This window comes from Desulfuribacillus alkaliarsenatis (genome assembly GCF_001730225.1).
In the GTDB taxonomy this organism is placed as follows: Bacteria; Bacillota; Bacilli; order Desulfuribacillales; family Desulfuribacillaceae; genus Desulfuribacillus; species Desulfuribacillus alkaliarsenatis.
In genome coordinates, this window is sequence record NZ_MIJE01000033.1 from 36,339 (window position 1) to 58,223 (window position 21,885).

Consider the following 21,885-nt stretch of genomic DNA (forward strand, 5'->3'; position numbering starts at 1 on the left):
CTATCTGCGAAAAAAGCGATGTAATTGCCCTTGGATTAACGGATTGTTCATGCTAGGCTTTGCAATATGCTCCTGGATATGAGCCTGCAATAAATCGTGTAGCTCTTTATCGGAAAGGTCGTTTTTCTCCTCGACTTCTTTAATATCAGCTACAGGTGGAGTTCCGTCAATCGTTCCAAGTACGGTTTTTATACCTGCAATATTAACACCCTGATCTATAAGTTCTTTTATTTCCAAAAGTCTATCTACATCTTCAAACGAGAATAAACGTTGGTTTCCCTCAGTTCTAGTTGGCTGAATTAATTTATGTTCCTCATAGTAACGTATTTGTCTCGCAGATAAACTTGTTAATTTTTTAACAATTCCGATTGGAAATAATGGCTGTTTACGACGTTCATTGTTGTCCATTGCCTTCCTCCTTGAGAAATCAATGAAATAAGGTAGTTTCATCATATTTTTTATTGTTTTTCGTAGTTTCATTATATGTAGATAATTAAAAGCTGTCAAGTAATGTAAGGAATATTTACAAGCGCCCTTAAGCTAAACAAATTTAGATATAGCCTTAAGGATTGCAATTTTTACATGGGAGTATGTAAGTCCACCCTGAAAGTAAACAGTATATGGCTCACGCATTGGTCCATCAGCACTTAATTCGATACTCGCACCTTGAATGAAGGTACCAGCGGCCATAACTACTGGATCAGCGTATCCAGGCATAGAACTGGCTATTGGGGTAACATGTGAGTCAACAGGTGACGCATTTTGGATACCTTGACAAAATTGTAATAGCCTGTCTGGGTCTTGTAAGTGAATGGCTTGGATAATATCAGGTCTATGGGCTTTCCAATTGGGATCTGTAACGAAGCCTAGCTTTTCTAATATTGCTGCTGCAAAAACAGCACCCTTTAACGCTTCACCTACTACATGTGGAGCTAAAAATAAGCCTTGGAATATCTCCCTAGTTGTGCCTAGCATTGCTCCTCCATCTACACCTATGCCAGGTGATGTAACACGATAGCTCGCTTTTTTGACTAGATCTTCTCTTCCGACAATGTAGCCTCCAGATTTAGCTAGTCCACCGCCAGGATTTTTAATCAATGAACCTGCCATAATGTCTACCCCGACATTTGTTGGTTCGAGTAACTCAGTGAACTCACCGTAACAGTTATCAACAAATATAACAACATCTTCTTTTATTTCCTTACAAAAATGTACCATTTGCTTAATTTCTGCTACTGAAAAGGTAGGTCTGTTAGCATAACCTCTAGACTTTTGTATCCCTATCATTTTCGTTTTTGCGGTAATGCTTTTCTTAACTAAATCATAGTCAACTTTATTGTTCTTTAAAGGCAGCCACTGATAACTAATATTAAAGTCCTTTAAGGAGCCCTGGTCTTTACCCGTATCTCCAACCACTTCATCTAATGTATCATAAGGCTTACCAGTTATATATAATAACTCGTCCCCAGGACGTAACAGTCCAAATAATACGCTACTAATTGCATGAGTACCAGAGACAATATGTGGTCTAACTATACTAGCCTCTGTCCCAAAGATTGTTGCGTATACGTTTTCTAAGGTTGTCCTACCTGTATCATTATGCCCATAACCAGTTGAATCTACAAAGTGAAAATCACTGATTTGATGTTTATGAAAAGCTGCTAATACTTTTTCTTGATTATGGTCTACTATTTTATTTATTTCCTCAATTTTTTCGGCAATTTGTTTTTCAATATCATATTGTAGGTCACGAAGTTTTCTATCTATCATCATGAAGTTCACGCTCCAGCAGCTCTTGATTATAATTATATCTTTTTAGCAACAAGTCTACATCTTTACTTTTCGCTAAAAATTTAATTCTCCATCCATTCTCTAAATCTTCTTTCATAACCTGATGTCCAATTTTATGTATAAATGAATATAGTTCTTGATTATCAAAATCGCAATACATGGTAACTGTTTCGTATTCCTGAAAGATTATTTTTTTAATACGACTAATTAATTCATCTATACCTATTTCTGTTAATGCTGAGATTTGAACACCATCTTGTGTGCTTTTCCATTCGGCCATAGTTTGCATTGGGCATAGGTCAACCTTATTGTACACGTATAATATATTTTGATTTGTGATTCCTAAGTCAGTTAACACTTGCTCAACAACATTTAACTTATTTAAATAATCTTGATCACTAATATCAACTACAATCAAAATAATATCAGCATATAAAACTTCTTCTAAGGTTGAGCGAAACGCTGCTATTAAATTATGAGGTAGGTCCTGAATAAAACCTACGGTATCTATAAGAAGCGCTGGCATCTTATTATCGAACTCTATGGTTCTGATGGTAGTATCTAGAGTCGCAAATAATTTGTTTTCTGCAAAGACGTCTTCTTTAGCTGGAAACGTATGATACTTCTTATAGAGTAGGTTAAATAAACTGCTCTTTCCTGCGTTTGTATATCCTACTAAAGCTATAATTGGTATATCTTGCTTCGTGCGTAGATTTCGTTCAATTTGCCTTTGTTTCTTTATATGTAACAAATCTTTCTTGATTTTTGATATTTGATCTCTAATTTTTCTTCTATCTACCTCGATTTTTGTCTCTCCTGGTCCGCGTGTTCCTATTCCTCCTGCAAGTCTTGATAGTTCAAGACCTTTACCCACTAATCTAGGTAAAAGGTATTGAAGTTGTGCCAATTGTACCTGTAGTTTACCTTCATGTGTTTTAGCTCTTAATGCAAATATATCTAGGATTAACTGTGTTCTATCAACCACTTTGCATGGAAGGCTTTTTTCTATATTTGTTTTTTGTCTAGGTGTTAATTCATTGTTGAAAATAGCCACATCTACATTATTATCAGTAATATAAGTGGCTATTTCCTCTAATTTACCTTTACCAACGATAGTTCTAGTATCAACATTCGCTCGATGCTGTTGAAAAACATGAACAACTTCAGCACCAGCGGTTTCTGCTAATTGTACTAGTTCAACTAATGAGCTTTCAAAAAGCTCTTGCTTTATTTCATTTTTAACTAATAAACCAATAATAACTGCTGTCTCTATAATAGTCACCTACTTAATACAGGCTCTTTCATGACAGAATTTACACTTTGATATACATGAAAGAAGCCTTCTTTATATTTTGCAGATATAGGATAAACATAGGTATCTAATTTCTGCTTTAATTCTTTGAATGTTGTCATTTCTGTAGTTAAGTCTGTCTTGGATAGTAACATAATATAAAACTTCTTACGTTTACCAAGTTGAAATAGCTCATAGTTAATAGGGTCAAGCCCTTTTTTAACCAATTGAGTACTGTCAACTATATGAATTAGATAGTTGCTATTTAGAATTTTCTCTAATGTTTTTTTTGTATTCTTCCTATGTTCATTATTACTTTGTAAGCTATCATCTAAACTATAGGCCTCGGATAACTTAAGATACTTTTTTTGCCCCCTTGTGTATAATGTAACACACTGAGGAAGATTTTGCTTCTTAATTCCTTTATTATATACCGACAGAGCATCTCCTAGGTCAGATACTTTTCGCAGGTGAACACCTTGGTCTGAATTATATATACAATCAAAGCCATTTTCTTCAGCAATATATTCAGCAAACTGAAGCATAAATAAAGTCTTGCCGACCCCTTTTTTACCTATAATTGTTAATTCCATCCTTTAGCTTCCCTCCTCATGTATTTCTATATCAGACTCACTAATTGTTATTAAATCACTCCTACCTAGAAAACTTGCATTATCATTTGTTTTCTTGAATAATCTTATTGCCTGCTTTCTGATAGCACGCTCAATAATGTTTCTAATTAATCTAGCATTGCTAAAGTTGTGGAAGTTATTTTTTTTGTAAGTGATTAGTTGGTTTTGAAGCTTGCTTTTAGCTAGCTTGTTTAACTTATACTGTCTTTCTTCTAGCATTAACTCGGCAATTTCTACAAGCTCTTGAATAGAGTAGTCTGGAAACTCTATCTTTAATGGAAACCTAGATGGCAGTCCTGGATTTACTAATAAAAAATTTTCTATTTCATTAGAATAGCCTGCTAAAATTAATATAAAATCGTTTTTATAGTCTTCCATCGCCTTGACTAAGGTATCTATCGCTTCTTTTCCAAAGTCCTTTTCTCCACCACGATTTAGGGAGTATGCTTCATCGATAAATAAAATACCTCCTTGCGCTTTTTTTATTTGTTCCCTCGTTTTTTGAGCAGTATGCCCAATATACTCTCCTACTAAGTCTGCACGTTCTACTTCAATCATATGACCTTTTGATAATATATTAAGTTCATTGAATAGCCTCCCGAGCACACGGGCAACTGTGGTTTTACCAGTACCAGGATTACCTTTAAAGATCATGTGTAGCACTATTGAATCAGTCAATAAACCTTGTTTGTTTCTTTGTCTTTGGATTTGTAGGTATGCATATATTTCACTTACTAGTTTTTTGACTTCATAAAGACCTACAAGTTGATTTAATTCTTGGAAAAGCTCTCGAATCGATTTATTATTTATATCATTATTTGAAACCACATTGGTATTTTCTTTATTTATATAACGCATTGTGTCTGTTAAAGAAATTTTCCCTAGCTCATATTGAGTTAAAATAGTCTTCATCCCTTTTTCGTAAACTGAAGTATGTCTCATGAATCATTTCACCTCGCATAGATTCGTACTACAGTCTATGAAAAAGAATCAAAATGGGTGAATGCCCATAAAAACATCATTATTAAATAAAAAAACTTCACAGTATCGTGAAGTTCCTAGATAAGAATTAAGATTTTTCTAATATGATTTTGTGATTTACAAGCTCCATTTTTTTAATTTTTGCTTTAATAATCTTTTGCTCTCCAAAAATATTTTCTAAATATAAGCCGTCAGAATGTGGGACTATTTTATCTACTCGTTCTAATAAAAGTGTTTCTTCTCCATCTTTATAGAGATATGCATTTGCTTCGCACATAGTAGCTTCCTCCATTTTCTTTTTTATAATCGGCTTCAATTCTTTTAGTAACTCATCTACTAAGTGAGGTAGTGGTTCAAGGTTATTGCCTATTAAGGTGTAATCTCCTTTAAGCAATGGTAACAAAAACTTATGGGCCTTAGATAGGCTAATGGAGCTTGCAATATTAACAGTAATTTCGCCAGACATAGAGTTAGGAATAACTATTCCGATAGATCCAATAATAATGTCAACCGTATTTACTACACTAGCTACTGCGTTGTCGCCTGATGCGGCTTCATTAGCTCCTGCCTTTAGCATCAGCGATGCTGCTAAAGCATTAGTCCCAAGGGCAATAATATGATAATCAGTGCCATATGTTTTACGCACCTTTTCAGTAATAAGCTTACCAATACCCCCACCTTGCCCATCTATGATGGCTATCTTTACCATGAATACCTCCATACCTAATCATTAAATACAATTTATTTATACATAACATATCTAGCTATCTAAATCAATAGAATTCATCAATTCATGGATATCATTCGGTATTTCTGCTACTACAGTCCTTAGCTGCATATTTTCAAAATCCAGCCAAGAAATCTTGTGTGAATGAAGTGCTTGTCGACTAATTGTTTTATTACTAGGACCACCATACAAGGTGTCTCCTATTAATGGATGCCCTATGTGTGAAAAATGCACCCGTATTTGATGTGTTTTACCAGTTTCTAAGGTTACTTCTACAACAGCAAATCTTTTATTTTGCTTTACAACAGCATAATTTGTAATTGCTTGGTCTCCTGTTTTATGTACAGTTCTTCTATTGACGGCACTAGCCAGCTTGGCAATTGGTAAATCAATAGTACCTGTTAATTCATTAAGCTCTCCATCTACAATGGCAAGATATTGGCGTTTGATTTGGTTAGCTGTTAATTGTTTAGCTAGTAAATGATGAGCATAGCTGTTTTTGGCTATCATTATTGCCCCAGAGGTATTTGTGTCGAGTCTATGAACAAAATGAACACCACTTACAATGCCTTTATCTTCATAATAGTATTGAATACCATTAGCTAAAGTTAAATTATCTTCTTTATTTGTTTGATAAACTTTTAAACCTGCTGGCTTATTTACGATCAACAGCCATTCATCTTCATATATAATGTCTAAATCCATTGCTTGTGGTTTGACCTTATCAGTAACTGACTCTTCAATACGTACCTTAACTATGTCGCCTTCCTTTAGTTTTTTGTTTAAATAGCTTTTCTTATTGTTTACATATAAACCCTTTGACCTAGTTAGCTTCTGTATACGTCTACCAGAGATAGATAATGTATCTTTCAATAGCTCCTCAAGGGTAATTCCAATAAAAAATTGATCAACTGTATATTCTAGCCACTTTCCCTTAATTTTTAATTTTTGCAATGATATACCTCCATAAATTTCTCGAAATTTGAAATTTCAAAAATAAAAAAACGATAAACATTAAATGTTAATCGCTAAGTTTAGTAATATGTATATCTTTTTTGCACATTATAATATTAATAATAATACACAATAATTGCAAGCACTACAAAACTAAAGGCAGTTACTCTTACAAAAAGTAGTTGAGAATTAGTAGGGCTAACATTTTTAGTAAATACAACCCTTGGAAATACAAATATAAACATATGAAATACTATAAACAATAATAAAAATACTAATACCATAGTTGCACCTACTTATGCTCATTTATTTTGCTAATACTATAATAAAGTTTTCTAGCCTGTATATCAACATTCTTTTTAGTAGATTTTTATAGTAGCATCTAACTATTTTTCATAAAATTTTGTTAGTTAATGTTATAATAACGATATTAGAGGAATGATTTTCAAATAATTTAGCCATATTCTAGGAGGAATATACATGTCAGAATCAGATCGCATTCAAGCACGAGAAACTATAGATGAACAATACAAATGGGATATTTCTAGTTTTTACAAAAGTGAGGAAGAATGGAGAAAAGAATTTGAAAAAGTACAGCTACTACTAAAAGAAGTTGAACAATATCGTGGAAAGCTTAATCAATCTAGTACTTTATTTAAAGAATTCATTATTCTTCGTGAAAAAATTATAATCGGTATGGGACGACTATACACATATTCTAAAATGCGTTGGGACGAAAATACAAAAATAAATAAAATTAAGAGCATGTTTGATCAGGCTCAAAATTTAAGTACGGAAGTAGAGCGAGTATTATCTTTCTTAGAACCAGAGCTTTTAAAGGACCTGGATACTTTTTTAAGATTTATCACAACTGATGAAAAATTATCTGAGTATAAACGATATTTCGCTCAATTAAAAGAGCAACAGCAGCACATTTTATCAGACAAAGAAGAAAAAATCATTTCTGAGGCTGGAGCTATGGCCCAAGGGCCTGAAAATATTTTTAGTGTATTATCAGATAGTGATCTTACTTTTCCTATTATCAAGGATGACAATGGAGAAGAAAAACGCCTTTCTCACGGAAGATTTATTAGATTTATGGAGAGTTATAATCGTGATGTCCGTAAGCAAGCATTCGAGGCAATGTATAATACATATAGAAAATATATAAATACATATTCCTCTATCTTAAATGCTCATCTTAAAACGGATGTGTTTAATACTCGCGTACGAAACTACAGCAGTAGTTTAGAAGCTGCTCTAAAGCCTAATGAAATTCCTGTCGAAGTCTATACAAACTTAATAGATACAGTGAATAAATCGCTTCCACTATTGCAACGCTATCTTAAGCTAAGAAAAAAGCAGTTAAAATTAGATAGCTTAGAAATGTATGATTTATATGTGCCTATAATACCTGATATTGATTTTAATGTTACATATGAAGAGGCCTGCGATATTATTCTTAAATCATTAGAACCATTAGGAACTGAATATACCGATGTTGTCCGAGAGTGCTTTGAACAAAGATGGGTAGATGTATTCGAAAATGATGGGAAAAGAAGTGGAGCTTATTCGTGGGGTAGTTACAATACATATCCATATATCTTGATGAACTATCAGAATAACTTGAATTCTTTGTTCACTTTAACCCACGAAATTGGTCATTCTGTTCATAGTTATTTTTCAAAAAAGCGTCAACCATTTGCGACATCTGATTATGTTATATTTGTTGCAGAAGTTGCTTCAACAGTTAATGAAACATTGTTATTTAATTACTTATTTAATAATTATGATGATAATAAATTCAAAGCGTATTTAGTAAATTATCACCTTGAGGGATATAGAACAACAGTTTTCCGTCAGACATTATTTGCTGAGTTTGAAAAGGTTATACATGAAATGATTGAACGTGGCGATGCTTTAACAAGTGATGATTTTTCTGATATCTACTATAAACTTAACGAGAAGTATTATGCTCCTACCGTTAATATAAATAAAGATATTGAATTAGAATGGGCTAGAATACCACACTTTTATTACAATTATTATGTATATCAGTATGCTACAGGATTTTCCGCTGCACAAGCGCTATCGAAAAACATATTAAATAATAATCAAGAGTCTGTAAGCAAATATATAGATTTCTTAGCATCCGGTAGCGCTGATAAGCCAATTGAGCTTTTAAAGCTTGCTGGAATTGATATGACATCACCACAGGCCGTGTTGACTGCCTTTGAAAGCTTTAATGAGTATATTTCTGCTCTAGAAGAGCTACTATAAGAGCAAACTACTTAAGAAAAACGTATACTCTAGTCGTTATTTAGAATAAAAAAGCAGGCTCTTATGAGTCTGCTTTTAAGCATTTCTTTAACAATGCCATTCTGACAAATAGTCCATTTCTCGCTTGTCTAAAGTATGCTGCCCGCTTATCGTTATCTATTTCTGGTTTGATTTCACCAGCTCTAGGCAGCGGATGCATAATGATACTATGTTCCTGCAATTGTTCTAATAATTGATTATCAATTATAAACCTACCCGATGCCATTTGGTACTCTTCCAATGAACTAAAGCGTTCCTTTTGAATACGAGTTTGATAAATTACATCGACTTTTTTAGCTACAGCTTGAAAATCATCAGATTCTTCATAGCTAACATTATTCTCTTCTAAGTAATTTTTTACATATGTAGGTATTTGTACGTTTTCTGGTGCAGTAAAATAAATCTTAATATTTCTATAATTTGCTAAAAGATATGCTAGTGAATGAACTGTTCGACCATATGTTAAATCTCCAACCATAGCAATTGAAATGTCATCAACTGTACCTAGTTCTTTTTGAATTGTAAATAAGTCCAAAAGAGCCTGTGTTGGATGTTCTCCAGCACCGTCACCAGCGTTGAGAATTGGAACAGTAGCAGATTCCGCTGCACGGTTTGCTGCACCTATGTCTGTGTGTCTGATTACAATAACATCGCAATAATTAGATACTACTTGGATTGTATCTTCTAATGTTTCGCCTTTAATTGCCGAAGAAAATTGGTTTGCATTTTCAGTGCCTATTACTTTACCTCCGAGACGAGACATTGCAGCTTCAAACGATAACCTTGTCCTAGTACTCGGCTCAAAAAATAGTGTTGTCATGATTTTGTTATTAAAAATATCTGATCCACCTGATTTTTCAACTTCTTCCATCTCTTTTGACAATTGCATAATTTCATCTAGTGACTCTCTGTTAAATTGCTTCGCACCTAGTACATGATATAATGTCAACCCGTTCCCCTCCAATATTTGATATAGTTTGCTAACTTAATTATAAACTAAAAATATTATAACCTAAAAATGCAGCCCCTAAGAGCACTGCATTTTTCTTTTTAATTATTATTCATTTGTATCTTGTTGTAAATTCACATTACGGGAAGGAATAAAAGTCGATATAGCATGCTTATATACTAATTGCTGTTTTCCTTCAGCTTCGATTACAACTGTGAAATTATCAAATCCTTTTATTAAACCACGAATTTGAAATCCGTTAACTAAATATATAGTCACTGGGATGTTATCTTTTCGTAATTGGTTCAAAAAAACATCTTGGATAATTATTTGCTTGTTTGTCATTGAATATCCCTCCGCATTTCTTTTTTTCTACACTTATATAGTATATTCTCTAATTAGTTAAACTTTCCTGCTATTAAATTATCAATTTTTTGTAAAAGTGTAGACCAGTTATTATTACCTACATCATACCAACAGATTCTAGGGTCGCGCTTAAACCAAGTAAGCTGTCTCTTGGCAAATCTTCTTGTATTTCTTTTAAGTATTTCAATGCATTCATCTAAACTCATTTCATTCCTAATAAACGGAAATAATTCTTTGTATCCTATTGCTTGCATTGCAGTACTATCCTTCGGCAAATGCAAATTACTTAAGTATTTAACCTCTTCTATCAGCCCCTTATCAACCATAGAGTCAACTCGTAAGTTAATTCTTTCATATAAATCTTTTCGATTCATTTCTAACCCAATATAGATAAGATTATACGGAGACTCTCCTTTTTTTGACAATTCTGATATTTTTTTATTTGTTAAATGATAAACTTCTAATGCCCTAATTATTCTTTTTACGTCATTACTATGTATTTTTGCTGCTGCATTAGAATCGATTTGTACCAGTTCTTTATATAACAGCTCACTACCATATTGCTCTACAAATAATTGCTTCTCTTCTCTAAATTTCTCAGAGCCCTCAATATCTATAAAATTGTAGTCATCTATGAGCGATTGAATGTATAAACCAGTTCCCCCTACTATAATTGGCAGCTTATTTCTACTATTTATATCTTTGATGATCGGAGCTGCGTAGCTTTTAAATTTAGCAGCGGAAAAATCTTCGTCAGGTTCTAATATATCTAGCATATGGTGTGGGATACCGTCCATCTCATTCACTGTAACCTTTGCTGTGCCAATATCTAGATTTTTGTACACCTGCATAGAGTCACCTGATATAATTTCTCCATTGTGCCTTTTTGCAATATCTATTCCTAACTGACTCTTGCCAACTGCTGTGGGCCCTATTATTACAATTAAATTATCAAGTTTTTCCATCAGCAACCCTCCACATCTATAATACCATATGTGAAAGATGAATTGGGCCTTATAATCTGCTTGAACCCTAATCGCTTAAACTCATTACTATAAGTCGTTTCTTTTAAGACAACTTTTTTCCTTGCTACTCGTACGGCTTGTTCGATTGTCTCGATTGGTATTGCATCATTGCAGCAACGGGTTTTAATCATTTGCATATTCGGTGATAGACTAATACCATCTCTAAACATAGGGTCGAAATACACAATATCAAATGATTTATCAGGAGCTTGTTGTAAATACTCATTATAATTCATATGTATAACCTTAATTTTAGTCATTGCTTGTTTGATTTGTGAATCTATATCTTCATCATAAACCGTTAAACCTCTTTTTATAAAGAGTGCTAGAAGTCTCTCTGCTTCTAAGCCGATGACCTGCCCTTCTTTAGCAACATACTGGGCAACTATAGCATCACTTGCTAGACCAAGGGTGCAATCAAGTATAATGCTATCATCTTTAATATCTAGCAAGTCAATCATGGAATCATTATTGCCAGATATTAGTCGCTTTATACGAATAAGAGCCATTCCTGGATGATATTTTATCGCTCCATGTTGATTATGCCATATAATGTTCTTTTGATGGTCAAGCACTAAAACATTATCTACATTGTACCTGGAATTAAATGATTGTACTGAGTGTTTTTTTCTTTTTACATACGGTATATTCCATTCCGTTGCGATTTCTCTTGCTACAGGCTCTAAATCAATCTGCTGTCTAGAGGCTGTAGTAATTATTACATCATCCATTTAATTCTTCCTCTTAAATAGTTTTTCTATTTCATAGGTACTATAATGTACCGATATCGGTCGACCATGTGGACAAGTGTAAGGTGAACTAGTTTTTCTTAAATCTATAATTAACCTTTCCATTTCTGTTACAGATAAACGTTGATTTGCCTTTATCGATGATTTGCAGGCAAATAAAATACAAGACTCCTCCAGTATTTCAATAATGTTAATTTTGTTAGTATGAGCCAGCGCTTTGTCTATTACAAAAGTTACATACTCGTAAACTTTATTGTTGGGAATCCAGTCTGGATAGGCTCTTATTATAAGTGTTTTTTCACCAAATTGGTCAAAATCTAACGCAAACTGCTCTAATATTTCTTTATGTTCTTTAATAAGTTCTATTTCTGTCTTCGAATAATGTAATTGAATAGGAACAAGAAGTTCAACCTTACGAATTGTTTGATTTTTTACGGCATTAAGTGCCTTTTCATAATTTATTCTCTCATGGGCAGCGTGTTGATCAATTAACAACATACCTTTATCGTCTTCAGCAATGATATATGTACCATGAACTTGTCCGATAATTCTAAAGTCATGTTCATTGTTATCAAACTCTATCACTGATTGCTTGCTTGTATTAGTGTGACTATTGCTTAAATTAGTGTAACTATCCTCCTTAAATGGTTCATGAACAGCTAACACTTTTTTTGTATCACGTTCTGAGTAATTATTATAGATGTTGTCGACCTTTGAAATGTTGTTAACTTTAGGTGTATTATTTACTGTTTCTTTAGCACTTATTTCAGGAACTAGATTAATCCTTAATAGTTCTCTATTTATCGACTCCTGCAGCAATAGATTAAGCTCTTGTTCTTTACTAAACCTAACTTCTAATTTGGCTGGGTGCACATTCACATCAACTAAGGAATAGTCCATAGTAATATGTAGGCACGTTATTGGGTATTTATTAATCGGAGTCAAAGTATGATAAGCTTTGACAATTGCTTCTGATAATTTAGGGTTTCTGATAAATCTACCGTTAACGAAAAAACTAATATGTTGTCTATTTGAACGGGTAAATTCAGGTTTAGCAATATAGCCTTCAATTTTAAAATCTAGATTTTCTAGGGCAATCGGAATCCAGTAATCTCTTGTATTACTTCCATATATATTAATTAAAACATCATGCAAGGAATTATTACCTTGCGTCATAAATATTTGTTTATTATTATGACTGTAATTAAAACTAATATTCGGGTACGCCATAGACATTTTCATTAAATAATCATTAATATGATTGGCTTCTGTAGAAATAGTCTTAAGATATTTTAAACGTGCTGGCGTATTATAAAATAGCTCCTCAACGACAATTTGAGTACCTATAGGGCACCCAATTGGCTCTATGGTACCTTTTTTCCCGCCTTCTATCCTCAAGTAATTTCCTAATGAAGCTGCGTGTTGTCGTGTCTTAATCTCTAGCTTACTAATAGCAGAGATACTAGGCAATGCTTCACCCCTGAAGCCTAATGTTTTTATTTTAAATAAGCTTTTTTCATTAAGTACTTTACTTGTTGCATGTCTCTCAAATGCGAGGAGGGTATCTTCTTTACTCATACCTGTGCCATTATCAGTTACCTTTATTTTATCGAGACCACCCTGCTGGATTTCTACCACTATTCTAGTAGAATTAGCATCTATTGCATTTTCAACTAATTCTTTTATAACAGATACAGGCCTTTCTACAACCTCGCCAGCTGCAATTTGATTCGCTATGTGTTCATCGAGTATTCTAATAGTTTGCAAATTGACCAACTCCGACTAAGAATTAATGATTTCATTTTGTAATTTAGCTAAATAATTTAAAGCCTCTAATGGTGTCATATTATTAATCTTTTTGGTTTCTAACTCTTTAAGTAATTCAATTTTTTTATCTGATATTATTTTATCTTGTGCTACTGGTTTCGTCTCAATAAATGATAATTGTAACGATTCACCTTGTTTTGATTGTTTTTCATACATATTTAATAGGTGTTTAGCTCTTGTAATTACATTTTGGGGCATGCCTGCGATATGCGCTACATATACTCCATAGCTTTTATCAGCTTTACCACGTTTTATTTGACGCAGAAAAATAACTTTACCATCTTTCTCTATACATTGAGCATGATAATTAACTAATCTAGCAAACTCTTGCTCTAGGTCTGTTAGTTCATGATAATGGGTAGAAAACAATGTTTTTGCCTGTACTTGCTCATGTATATATTCAATAATAGCATGGGCTAGTGCCATTCCATCATAGGTAGAAGTTCCCCTACCTATTTCATCTAAAATAATTAAGCTATTATTAGTAGCTTCTAATAAAGCTTCCTTTGCCTCAATCATTTCTACCATAAACGTACTTTGGCCACTAGCAAGGTCGTCACTAGCACCTATTCTGGTAAAGATTCTATCTATTAAACATAGCTCAGCTTTTTCTGCTGGAACAAAAGATCCAATTTGCGCCATTATAATTATAAGTGCAGTTTGCCTCATATAAGTAGATTTTCCTGCCATATTAGGTCCAGTTATTAACTGAATTTGCTGTCCCTTGTTATTTAGTGAGACATCATTTGGCACGTAGTTCTCAGACGCAAGAACTTTTTCCACAACAGGATGGCGACCTTGGCTTATAGAAATTATTCCTTCATCATTAAACACTGGACGAGTATAATAATTTAATTTAGCTACTATAGCCAAAGATAAAAGCGCATCTATAATAGCTATGGATTTACCTATCGATTTTAAAGCAGGTAAAAAACCTAATGTGTAATCTCTAATTTCGATAAAAAGCTGATATTCTAGTTCAATCAAGCTAGCTTCAGCTTTAATAATTAGTTCCTCACGCTCTTTAAGCTCTTCTGTTATATACCTTTCAGCATTTGTTAATGTCTGTTTTCTTTGGTAATAGTCTGGTACCTGAGATAGATTTGCTTTAGTTACTTCTATATAGTATCCAAAAACCTTATTAAAACCAATTTTCAAAGACTTTATTTTGCTTTTTTCACGTTCTTGTCTTTCATAATTTGTTAACCATTCCCTACCGTTGTTACTAACATCTCGATATTTATCAAGTGTTTCATTGAATTGCTCCTTAATCATTTGCCCTTCTTTAATCGTCATTGGAGGATTTTCAATTAAAGCAGATTCAAGATATGCAGTTAGATGAGTCATATCATTTAATTGTTCTGTTAAGTCTTTAATTAAAGGAGAATTTAATTGACTTAGTGTTTGTTTGATGAATGGAACCTCAAGCAATGATTTTTTCAATGCTATTAAATCCTTTGCATTAGCTGACCCATAAGATAGCCTACTAATTAGTCTTTCGATATCATAGATATTCTTTAGTGTCTTTTTAAGATCTTCAATAATACAAATATCGCGACTAAGCTCTTCAACTGCATCAAGACGCTTCTCTATATCTGTTCTATTTAATAATGGATTTTCGACCCATGCCCGCAGTTGCCTTGCACCCATAGATGTAATAGTATGATCTAGAATCCACAGTAATGAACCAGTTTTTTCTTTGGTTCTAATTGTTTCTGTGATTTCTAGATTTCTGCGAGCATTAGAATCTAACGACATGTTTTGTGATTTATTTATCTTCTGTAAGTTAGATAGGTGGTGTATAGCCCTTCTTTGGGTGGTATGTATATATTCTAATAACCATCCTACTGCTTGTTTTTCTAAATTATTAATATCACTTGGATAGTAAGTACTTGGATTTGAAAAATGTTTATTGAATGACTCAAGTGAATCTATGTTTTTATTAATATAAGTTGCATTCGAGTCGGAGACAAAAACACCAGCATCTTTAAAAAGTTGATATAATTTATTATTAGAATCTGTTATAAAAACTTCTTTGGGATTATATGAGATTACCTCGTTAAATAAACGTTTTACTGAAGATTGGTAATCTATAGTACATACATAGAAGTCACCAGTTGTTATATCAACGATAGATAATGCTGCATCACAGTCATTATTTACGATACTGACAATATAGTTATTTCTTTTTTCATCTAAAGTCTTTTCCTCTAAATTAAGACCTGGTGTTACAATCTTTACCACATCTCTTTTTACAATACCTTTAACATCTGCGGGGTTTTCAACTTGCTCGCAAATTGCTACTTTATGTCCTTTTTCAATTAGTTTAGGTAGGTAGTTGTTCATAGCATGAATAGGTATCCCGCACATTGGAATTCTATCAGCCTGTCCAGCTTCTCTACCAGTTAGAGCTATACCTAAAACCCTTGATGCTACATGTGCATCCTCAAAAAACATTTCATAAAAGTCACCTAATTGAAAAAACAATATACAATCCCCATATTGTTTCTTTATCTGTAAATATTGCTCAATCATCGGTGTATATTTCCCCACGTTTTATAAACCTCCACACTTAAAATTAAGATATATTATAACACAGATAAAGAAGCAAAGGCAGTTAACTACTCTTTGCTTCTCTAACTAATTTTTGTGAATTTATATTCCAACTCTTTATAAAATCTACTTTCTCATCCCATATCACATCTTTTTCTATCATCTCTGGAACAATCTTAATGTGATTATATACTGATAAAAATCCTGGTATTTGTTCTAGTTCATCCCATAAAATATTAAACTTACTTTTCAATTCAGCGCGGTTAACATTATAGAATAGCCTTTGCTGGTTATAGGAGTCATAGATGTTTGTCTTTAGTTTTGTATAGTTTTTAACTAAAAAGTGACTTAAATATAAAACTGCTTTACTAATTTTCGGACAAACTACCCAACTACTTAAAGTGCGATACTCAAAGCCGCCATGGAATTGAGTACGAACATCACCTAGAAATCCGTATCTAGGTCTTCTTTGTTTTGCTGTTACAGGATTTTCTATTAAAGCTAATGGAAGAGCTAGATAGCTATCAAGCACTCTTACCATTGGTGTATTTAATTTAACGTTGCTAAAATGTATATGACCTCCAATGGCGTAGCCTTTGAAAGGCATGCTACCCGCTACCCAAGAGACTTTATTAGAATTTACTACACCAACTGCTTCTGCCATAATATTTCTTATGTTTTCAAGTAGTTGTTGAGGATTACTGCTAGGTTCAGGTCTGATTTCTCCTAATGGACGTTTAGCTTTATTTCGATTAATTGTCCTAGCATCACAACCTACACTACCATTTTTAGAAAAATATTTGGATGCTAAAATCATTTTTCCTTTATTATCTTTAAACATAAACTCCGGATCTGCACCTAAGACAGGGTTTGTCGACAACTTATCGTTATTATATTGCTCTATGAAAGACACAATTGCTTGCCTAAATAACTTTTCCCTTTTTATGTTTAGAATAGGAGCGCTATCAACATTTAGAACGATATTTTTCTTAGAGCTTGTTACACCTATCCAAACAGAGCCAAAGTCTAACCCCAAAGAATAGACTGCTCTTTGGGCCAGTTGTGCAACTTTTTGGGTTTCTCTATTCTCACTCTCTGCAGTCTCAAAATATTTAATATTTACTTTAGAGGGTTTTTGTGATAACCAGACTAAATTATCATTAGAACGGTACATGATTACCGTATTAAATTGAAATACAAAAACACGGTAGTTTCGAATCGTATTTACTTTCTCCACTTTATATCGCGCTATACCAGACTCTGTCTCACCTATTCTTTTTATCGGAGGTATTTCTATGCCATTAAGCTTAAGAATCTTGAACATTCTTAGCCTATTTTTAATATTATTTAATCCATGGGCAGGATTACAAACATAGTCAAACTCTAAATCATTATAATTATTTTCTTTGCCCCAATTTAATAAAACACTATTTGCGGAACTGTTGTTTTTACTTTTAAAAATTGATTTTAATTCTTTATTAATATTTTTTTCTAATTTTTTGACATACTCTTGATTAGCATAGTTAATCTTACATTCCACAATGTCTGTCGCCCCCTTCAAGGTTGATTGGGCAGTTATTCCCAGTTGCTTAAATATGAAATGTATGCTGATAATTTATTAACTGCTTCCTCTTGTATTTCTACTTCATCAAATCGCATTGGTTTAGCATTTATTTCTATTAAAAATAAATTGTTGTTTTTATCAATCCCAATATCCATTGACATCTCACCAAAGTTTACTTCAAATTCTTTTTCAATGGTTCTTGGTATTTCTGTCGACATTTCATTTAGTTGTTTATAAATATCATTTAGTTTCTCTTTATCATCAATTGTATTTCTTAAAATCAAATCTAAATCCATTATTTCTCCACCGTTTGGTACATGGGTCATAAACGCGTTTGGTGCTGCTACCCTTGCTCCTGATCCTGTTAAACTCCACTCCCCAAGGCAGTTCTTCTGGGTCAATGCTCTAATATCAAATATTCTATCATCATGGCGTAATAACTTAACACCTTGTTGAATTAAATATCTTGTATTCCCTATATTTGACTCAAATAATTGTAATAGTTTACGAACATTTTTACTAACATAATTAACTACTTTATTATCTCTTTTAGTTTGAAATACGAACCTCCTGTCTTTAAGTTTTAGCAGTCTCCATATCCCATTTCCTAAAGAATTACTGATGGGTTTAAAGTACAACATATCGTATTTTTTTAACATCTTAACAGCATTATTCGCGTTATAAATTTTCACGTCTAACAAGAAGTTTTTAAGATAAGGGTTTTCTGAAAGTATACTGTATGACTCATACTTATTTAGAAAACAAGCATTAAAAAATCCTTCTCCTATCTTTTTAACTATGACCTCCTTAGCGTACTTTGAGGTCTCAAGCGCCTCCCATTTCCTGGCAGATATTTGGTTGTATATTACCTTAGGAAAAGGAAAAACAGCTTTTTCCCAAGTATATTTATCACCTTCAGATGAGCAAGTGTATACATAACCAGAAATAGTTGTTTGATTATAGCAAGTTACGCTCTCGGGATGTATGGCTGTTACAGCAAAACCTTTTTTGCTTAATTTTTCTGCAAGCTGGTTTAAAACAATCATCTTCCCTTTCTTACTCTTAACGGTTTTTCCTGGTACTGACATAGGGTCTAACAAAATACTGACTATTGGTGCTATATTAACGATATGATTCTCTATCTTATACTTCATTATAATAGCAGGGGTTGAAATTTGTGTTTCGTTTTTCATCTTAAAAGAGTACATTTTATCTACAACAAAGTTAGTTTTTGGGGAAATTGTGGCTAGTTCGAGATTACCCCAAAATATTTTTAAGGGTTCCAATCTATCTTTTAATAAATTATCAAGTTTATGGAATCTTATATGAAGTTTTGCTTTTTTTAAATAAAAAGTACATAACATGTACTACACCTCTTTTTGATATCCATCTTTAGCTAAGTATCCAGCGTATTCTATAGGTCTTCTGAAAGATTTTTCTACAAGCTCTTCAGAGCCTTCTGTTGTTTCTATTGCTTTCCACGGCTTTGAATTTATTTCTATTAGCCAAATCTCTCCGTTATTTGTAATTCCTAAATCTAATCCTAATTCACCAAATTTTTTTTCTGACTGCTCTTCAAGTGCTTTTGGGATAATTCTCGAAGCTATAATCAATTTTTTCTTTATATTCTTAATCATGGATGCAGAGAACGACTCCGTTAATGTATCATCTAAAGTTTTTGCCTCTCCACCTAAACTTAAATTTGAGGTAATTGAACCTGGTTTAGATACCCTTGCAAACATTTTTGTTCTGATCCAATTGCCTTTTTCATTCTTTTGCATTAGTACTCTAATATCAAGAGGTGATCCTTTGTATTTTACTAATGGTAAGCCTCTTTGAATAATGTATTTCCTTTTCTTAACAATGTTACTTATAAATTCTTCAAGCCTTGCTATATTATTCGCACTTCCTGCAATTAATGTATTACCTTGGTATTTATACTCAAATACATTTTTGTTTTTTGTAACTGTAATAATGCCTCGTCCTTGACTACCGTTGATTGGTTTTAAATATACAAGCTTATATTTATTAACTTCTTTAGCTACTTGATTTACATTCTCTAAAAGAACTGTTGGAGGATGATATTTTTTCGCAATCTCGTGTTCAGTTATATAATTAAATATCTCCCATTTGTCTAAATATCCAGGGTTAAAGTAATGAAGAACTTTATTATGAAGTTTCTCAAGGGATTTTTTTACATTAGGTAATTTCTCATATGTTCTTGAAGAATTCTGGTCATACATAACATTCGGAAAAGGCATATATTTTTTTGTTAATTTACCATTTATCAACAGGTATCCATGTATTATTTTTTTTTGCCAGTTTATATCATCTGCATTAAATGCATATGCTACATAATTTAATTGTTTAGCGTGATTAAAGTAATGTTCAAGTACTTTCTTTTGTAGCACCGATAAGCTTTTGTTATTCCGTCTTTTTCTTATAAAAATTCCTATTAGCGGGCCGAGAATAAGTGTTTGTTTTCTATCATTAATTTCATACTTAATAACAAGATTTTCATCTGATAGATTAAGTATGTTAAATAGCTTAAGAGATAGCTCAATTCTTTCATTTTTATCAATGTTTTTAGTAAGGTTTATCCTAGCCTTCTTGCTACCGAATTGAATTATATAATAAGAGTACTTACCTTTATTTGTTTGTGATGTATACAATTTCACTTCATTTATATCTAAATCATTATTTACAATAATAGAAATGCTTTTTTTCACTTTAGACCACCCTCACAATGCTTTAGCCAGAGCTGCAAGCAGTATTCAATAGGTATACGTAAAGATTTTAATCGTAAATTTTTGTCAATAAGCTTTAATGCTTTTCTGCCAGGACGGGGATTAATTTCTATAATCCATGGTTTGCCAGATTTATCAATTCCTATATCTATACCCAACTCGCCGTATGTTCCGTAATGGTTTTCAAGTGTATATGCAACTAATATTGAGATATCTTTTATTTGCTGTAACAGGAATCCAGGTTTTTTACCAGTTATCTTTGATATTTTATTGATTATTAATTCACCATCTTTAACAGTGCCTCCGCTTGCCAAATTACTTGTAATATCGTGTTCCTTACCTATTCGTGCAATAATTGCTGTTACTCCCCAGCGTAAATTTGGCTTTTTTTGTAGTAGCGCTCTAAAATCGATAATTCGATTGTTACTCTTTACTAAATTTATCTCTTGCTGTACTAGGAATTTTCGTTTATTTTTTATAAAATATTTAACAATGTAATTCTTTGCTTGATTCATTCTTTTACTAGTACTCTGAGTATTATTAGAAAATATTTTTATGATGTTCTTTTGTTTTTTTATTTTATAGATATTCTGGCCCTGAGTGCCATTTATTGGTTTAATATATAAAGAAGGATGTTTTTCAATCATGTTCATAAAATCATTAAATGTTTGGAATTTTACCGTATCAGGGAGATATGGACTTACCATTGGATTTTTATTTAGAATTGTGTGTATTTCATATTTGTCTCCAATAGAGGAGTTATATTTTAATATATTGGAATATTGTTGAAATCGTTTGCGTTCTTCATGGGCAATCGCCCATTCTGTACTAGATCCATAGATACCTCGATCAAATATAACATTAGGAAGAGGAAGCAATCTATTAACCCATTCAGATGTATTTTCATTGTATATATAACCATTGATTGTTTCTTTGTGAAAATCTGTATTATTAGGACTAAATACACCTAACGCTACCCCTAGTTGATGGGAAATTCTAGCTAAATCTTTTAATAATGTGTCTAGCAAACCAAATTGACCTTGCTCGTTTTCTTTAACATATACAGCGACTAAAGGGCCAATAGCTACTGAAGATTTAGTTACCTTGACGTGCATCTCCACATTATTAAACGGAAACAAAAGCTTCGCTGCTAACCTATCTGATATTATTAAGTATTCTTTATTGTGAAAGCTAACAGCTGCATTAATACAATGTTGACCAAAAGCGACTGATGTTTCTACTATTTCCTCAAAGTATTCATGTGCTTGCATAGATTTAGGTAATACTATACTAAGTTCTTTGTCTTTTAGTACTTTGATATTATATTTGTATATCTCCATATAAATCCCCCTATTGCTATCTAGCATTAGTCTATGCTTAAATCAGCTTGAAAGTGTGAGATTAAGTAGC

At 32.6% G+C, this 21,885-nt stretch carries 18 protein-coding genes; 1 reads left to right on the forward strand and 17 read right to left on the reverse strand.

Annotated elements, in window-relative coordinates; translation table 11 throughout:
• The 7 genes from BHF68_RS12055 to BHF68_RS12085 all read right to left on the reverse strand — a co-directional run bounded on the left by BHF68_RS12055 (window position 1) and on the right by BHF68_RS12085 (window position 6,376).
• Entirely contained in the window at window positions 1–408 is a 408-nt protein-coding gene (locus BHF68_RS12055) for a MerR family transcriptional regulator (protein WP_069643919.1), read from the reverse strand.
• A gap of 132 nt (window positions 409–540) precedes the next feature.
• Window positions 541–1,770: a methionine gamma-lyase family protein gene (locus tag BHF68_RS12060; RefSeq protein WP_069644064.1), complete on the reverse strand. Its 1,230-nt coding sequence runs from the start codon at window positions 1,768–1,770 to the stop codon at window positions 541–543.
• Entirely contained in the window at window positions 1,760–3,073 is a 1,314-nt protein-coding gene (hflX, locus tag BHF68_RS12065; protein ID WP_069643920.1) for a GTPase HflX, read from the reverse strand. The genes BHF68_RS12060 and hflX overlap by 11 nt, the downstream gene beginning before the upstream one ends.
• The gene (locus BHF68_RS12070; protein WP_069643921.1) at window positions 3,070–3,675 is read right to left on the reverse strand and encodes a hypothetical protein; all 606 of its coding nucleotides are present in this window, start codon (window positions 3,673–3,675) and stop codon (window positions 3,070–3,072) included. Before BHF68_RS12070 ends, hflX begins: the two co-directional genes overlap by 4 nt.
• Window positions 3,676–3,678: 3 nt before the next feature.
• Window positions 3,679–4,572: an AAA family ATPase gene (locus BHF68_RS12075; protein ID WP_141706290.1), complete on the reverse strand. Its 894-nt coding sequence runs from the start codon at window positions 4,570–4,572 to the stop codon at window positions 3,679–3,681.
• A gap of 211 nt (window positions 4,573–4,783) precedes the next feature.
• On the reverse strand, window positions 4,784–5,404 hold the full coding sequence (locus BHF68_RS15715; RefSeq protein WP_069643922.1) for a CooT family nickel-binding protein: 621 nt from the start codon (window positions 5,402–5,404) through the stop codon (window positions 4,784–4,786).
• A gap of 51 nt (window positions 5,405–5,455) precedes the next feature.
• Window positions 5,456–6,376: an RluA family pseudouridine synthase gene (locus BHF68_RS12085; protein WP_176719936.1), complete on the reverse strand. Its 921-nt coding sequence runs from the start codon at window positions 6,374–6,376 to the stop codon at window positions 5,456–5,458.
• A gap of 480 nt (window positions 6,377–6,856) precedes the next feature.
• Here BHF68_RS12085 and pepF point away from each other — a divergent pair, with 480 nt between their 5' ends.
• Window positions 6,857–8,656 (forward strand): oligoendopeptidase F, encoded by a 1,800-nt coding sequence (pepF, locus tag BHF68_RS12090; protein WP_069643923.1) that lies wholly within the window; start codon window positions 6,857–6,859, stop codon window positions 8,654–8,656.
• A 61-nt stretch (window positions 8,657–8,717) separates the two neighbouring features.
• Here the strand turns inward: pepF and pyrB are convergent, their stop codons facing one another.
• The 10 genes from pyrB to BHF68_RS12140 form a co-directional block, all read right to left on the reverse strand.
• Complete coding sequence (gene pyrB, locus BHF68_RS12095) at window positions 8,718–9,644, reverse strand: aspartate carbamoyltransferase (protein ID WP_069643924.1); 927 nt, start codon at window positions 9,642–9,644, stop codon at window positions 8,718–8,720.
• Window positions 9,645–9,752: 108 nt separating this feature from the next.
• Window positions 9,753–9,989 carry an RNA chaperone Hfq gene (hfq, locus tag BHF68_RS12100; RefSeq protein WP_069643925.1) on the reverse strand — a complete coding sequence of 79 codons (237 nt, stop codon included), beginning with the start codon at window positions 9,987–9,989 and terminating at the stop codon, window positions 9,753–9,755.
• A gap of 53 nt (window positions 9,990–10,042) precedes the next feature.
• The gene (gene miaA / locus BHF68_RS12105; RefSeq protein ID WP_069643926.1) at window positions 10,043–10,975 is read right to left on the reverse strand and encodes a tRNA (adenosine(37)-N6)-dimethylallyltransferase MiaA; all 933 of its coding nucleotides are present in this window, start codon (window positions 10,973–10,975) and stop codon (window positions 10,043–10,045) included.
• The gene (locus BHF68_RS12110) at window positions 10,975–11,766 is read right to left on the reverse strand and encodes a class I SAM-dependent methyltransferase (RefSeq protein WP_069643927.1); all 792 of its coding nucleotides are present in this window, start codon (window positions 11,764–11,766) and stop codon (window positions 10,975–10,977) included. The genes miaA and BHF68_RS12110 overlap by 1 nt, the downstream gene beginning before the upstream one ends.
• Window positions 11,767–13,551 (reverse strand): DNA mismatch repair endonuclease MutL, encoded by a 1,785-nt coding sequence (gene mutL, locus BHF68_RS12115; RefSeq protein WP_069643928.1) that lies wholly within the window; start codon window positions 13,549–13,551, stop codon window positions 11,767–11,769.
• A 15-nt stretch (window positions 13,552–13,566) separates the two neighbouring features.
• Window positions 13,567–16,164 (reverse strand): DNA mismatch repair protein MutS, encoded by a 2,598-nt coding sequence (mutS, locus tag BHF68_RS12120; RefSeq protein WP_069643929.1) that lies wholly within the window; start codon window positions 16,162–16,164, stop codon window positions 13,567–13,569.
• 64 nt (window positions 16,165–16,228) lie between these two features.
• A complete protein-coding gene (locus BHF68_RS12125) occupies window positions 16,229–17,704 on the reverse strand; it encodes a putative amidoligase domain-containing protein (protein WP_069643930.1) in 1,476 nt (491 codons plus the stop codon).
• A gap of 35 nt (window positions 17,705–17,739) precedes the next feature.
• Complete coding sequence (locus BHF68_RS12130) at window positions 17,740–19,092, reverse strand: YheC/YheD family endospore coat-associated protein (RefSeq protein ID WP_069643931.1); 1,353 nt, start codon at window positions 19,090–19,092, stop codon at window positions 17,740–17,742.
• 3 nt (window positions 19,093–19,095) lie between these two features.
• Window positions 19,096–20,457 (reverse strand): YheC/YheD family endospore coat-associated protein, encoded by a 1,362-nt coding sequence (locus tag BHF68_RS12135; protein WP_069643932.1) that lies wholly within the window; start codon window positions 20,455–20,457, stop codon window positions 19,096–19,098.
• Window positions 20,454–21,815 carry a YheC/YheD family endospore coat-associated protein gene (locus tag BHF68_RS12140; RefSeq protein WP_069643933.1) on the reverse strand — a complete coding sequence of 454 codons (1,362 nt, stop codon included), beginning with the start codon at window positions 21,813–21,815 and terminating at the stop codon, window positions 20,454–20,456. The genes BHF68_RS12135 and BHF68_RS12140 overlap by 4 nt, the downstream gene beginning before the upstream one ends.
• Between the last annotated feature and the right edge of the window lie 70 nt (window positions 21,816–21,885).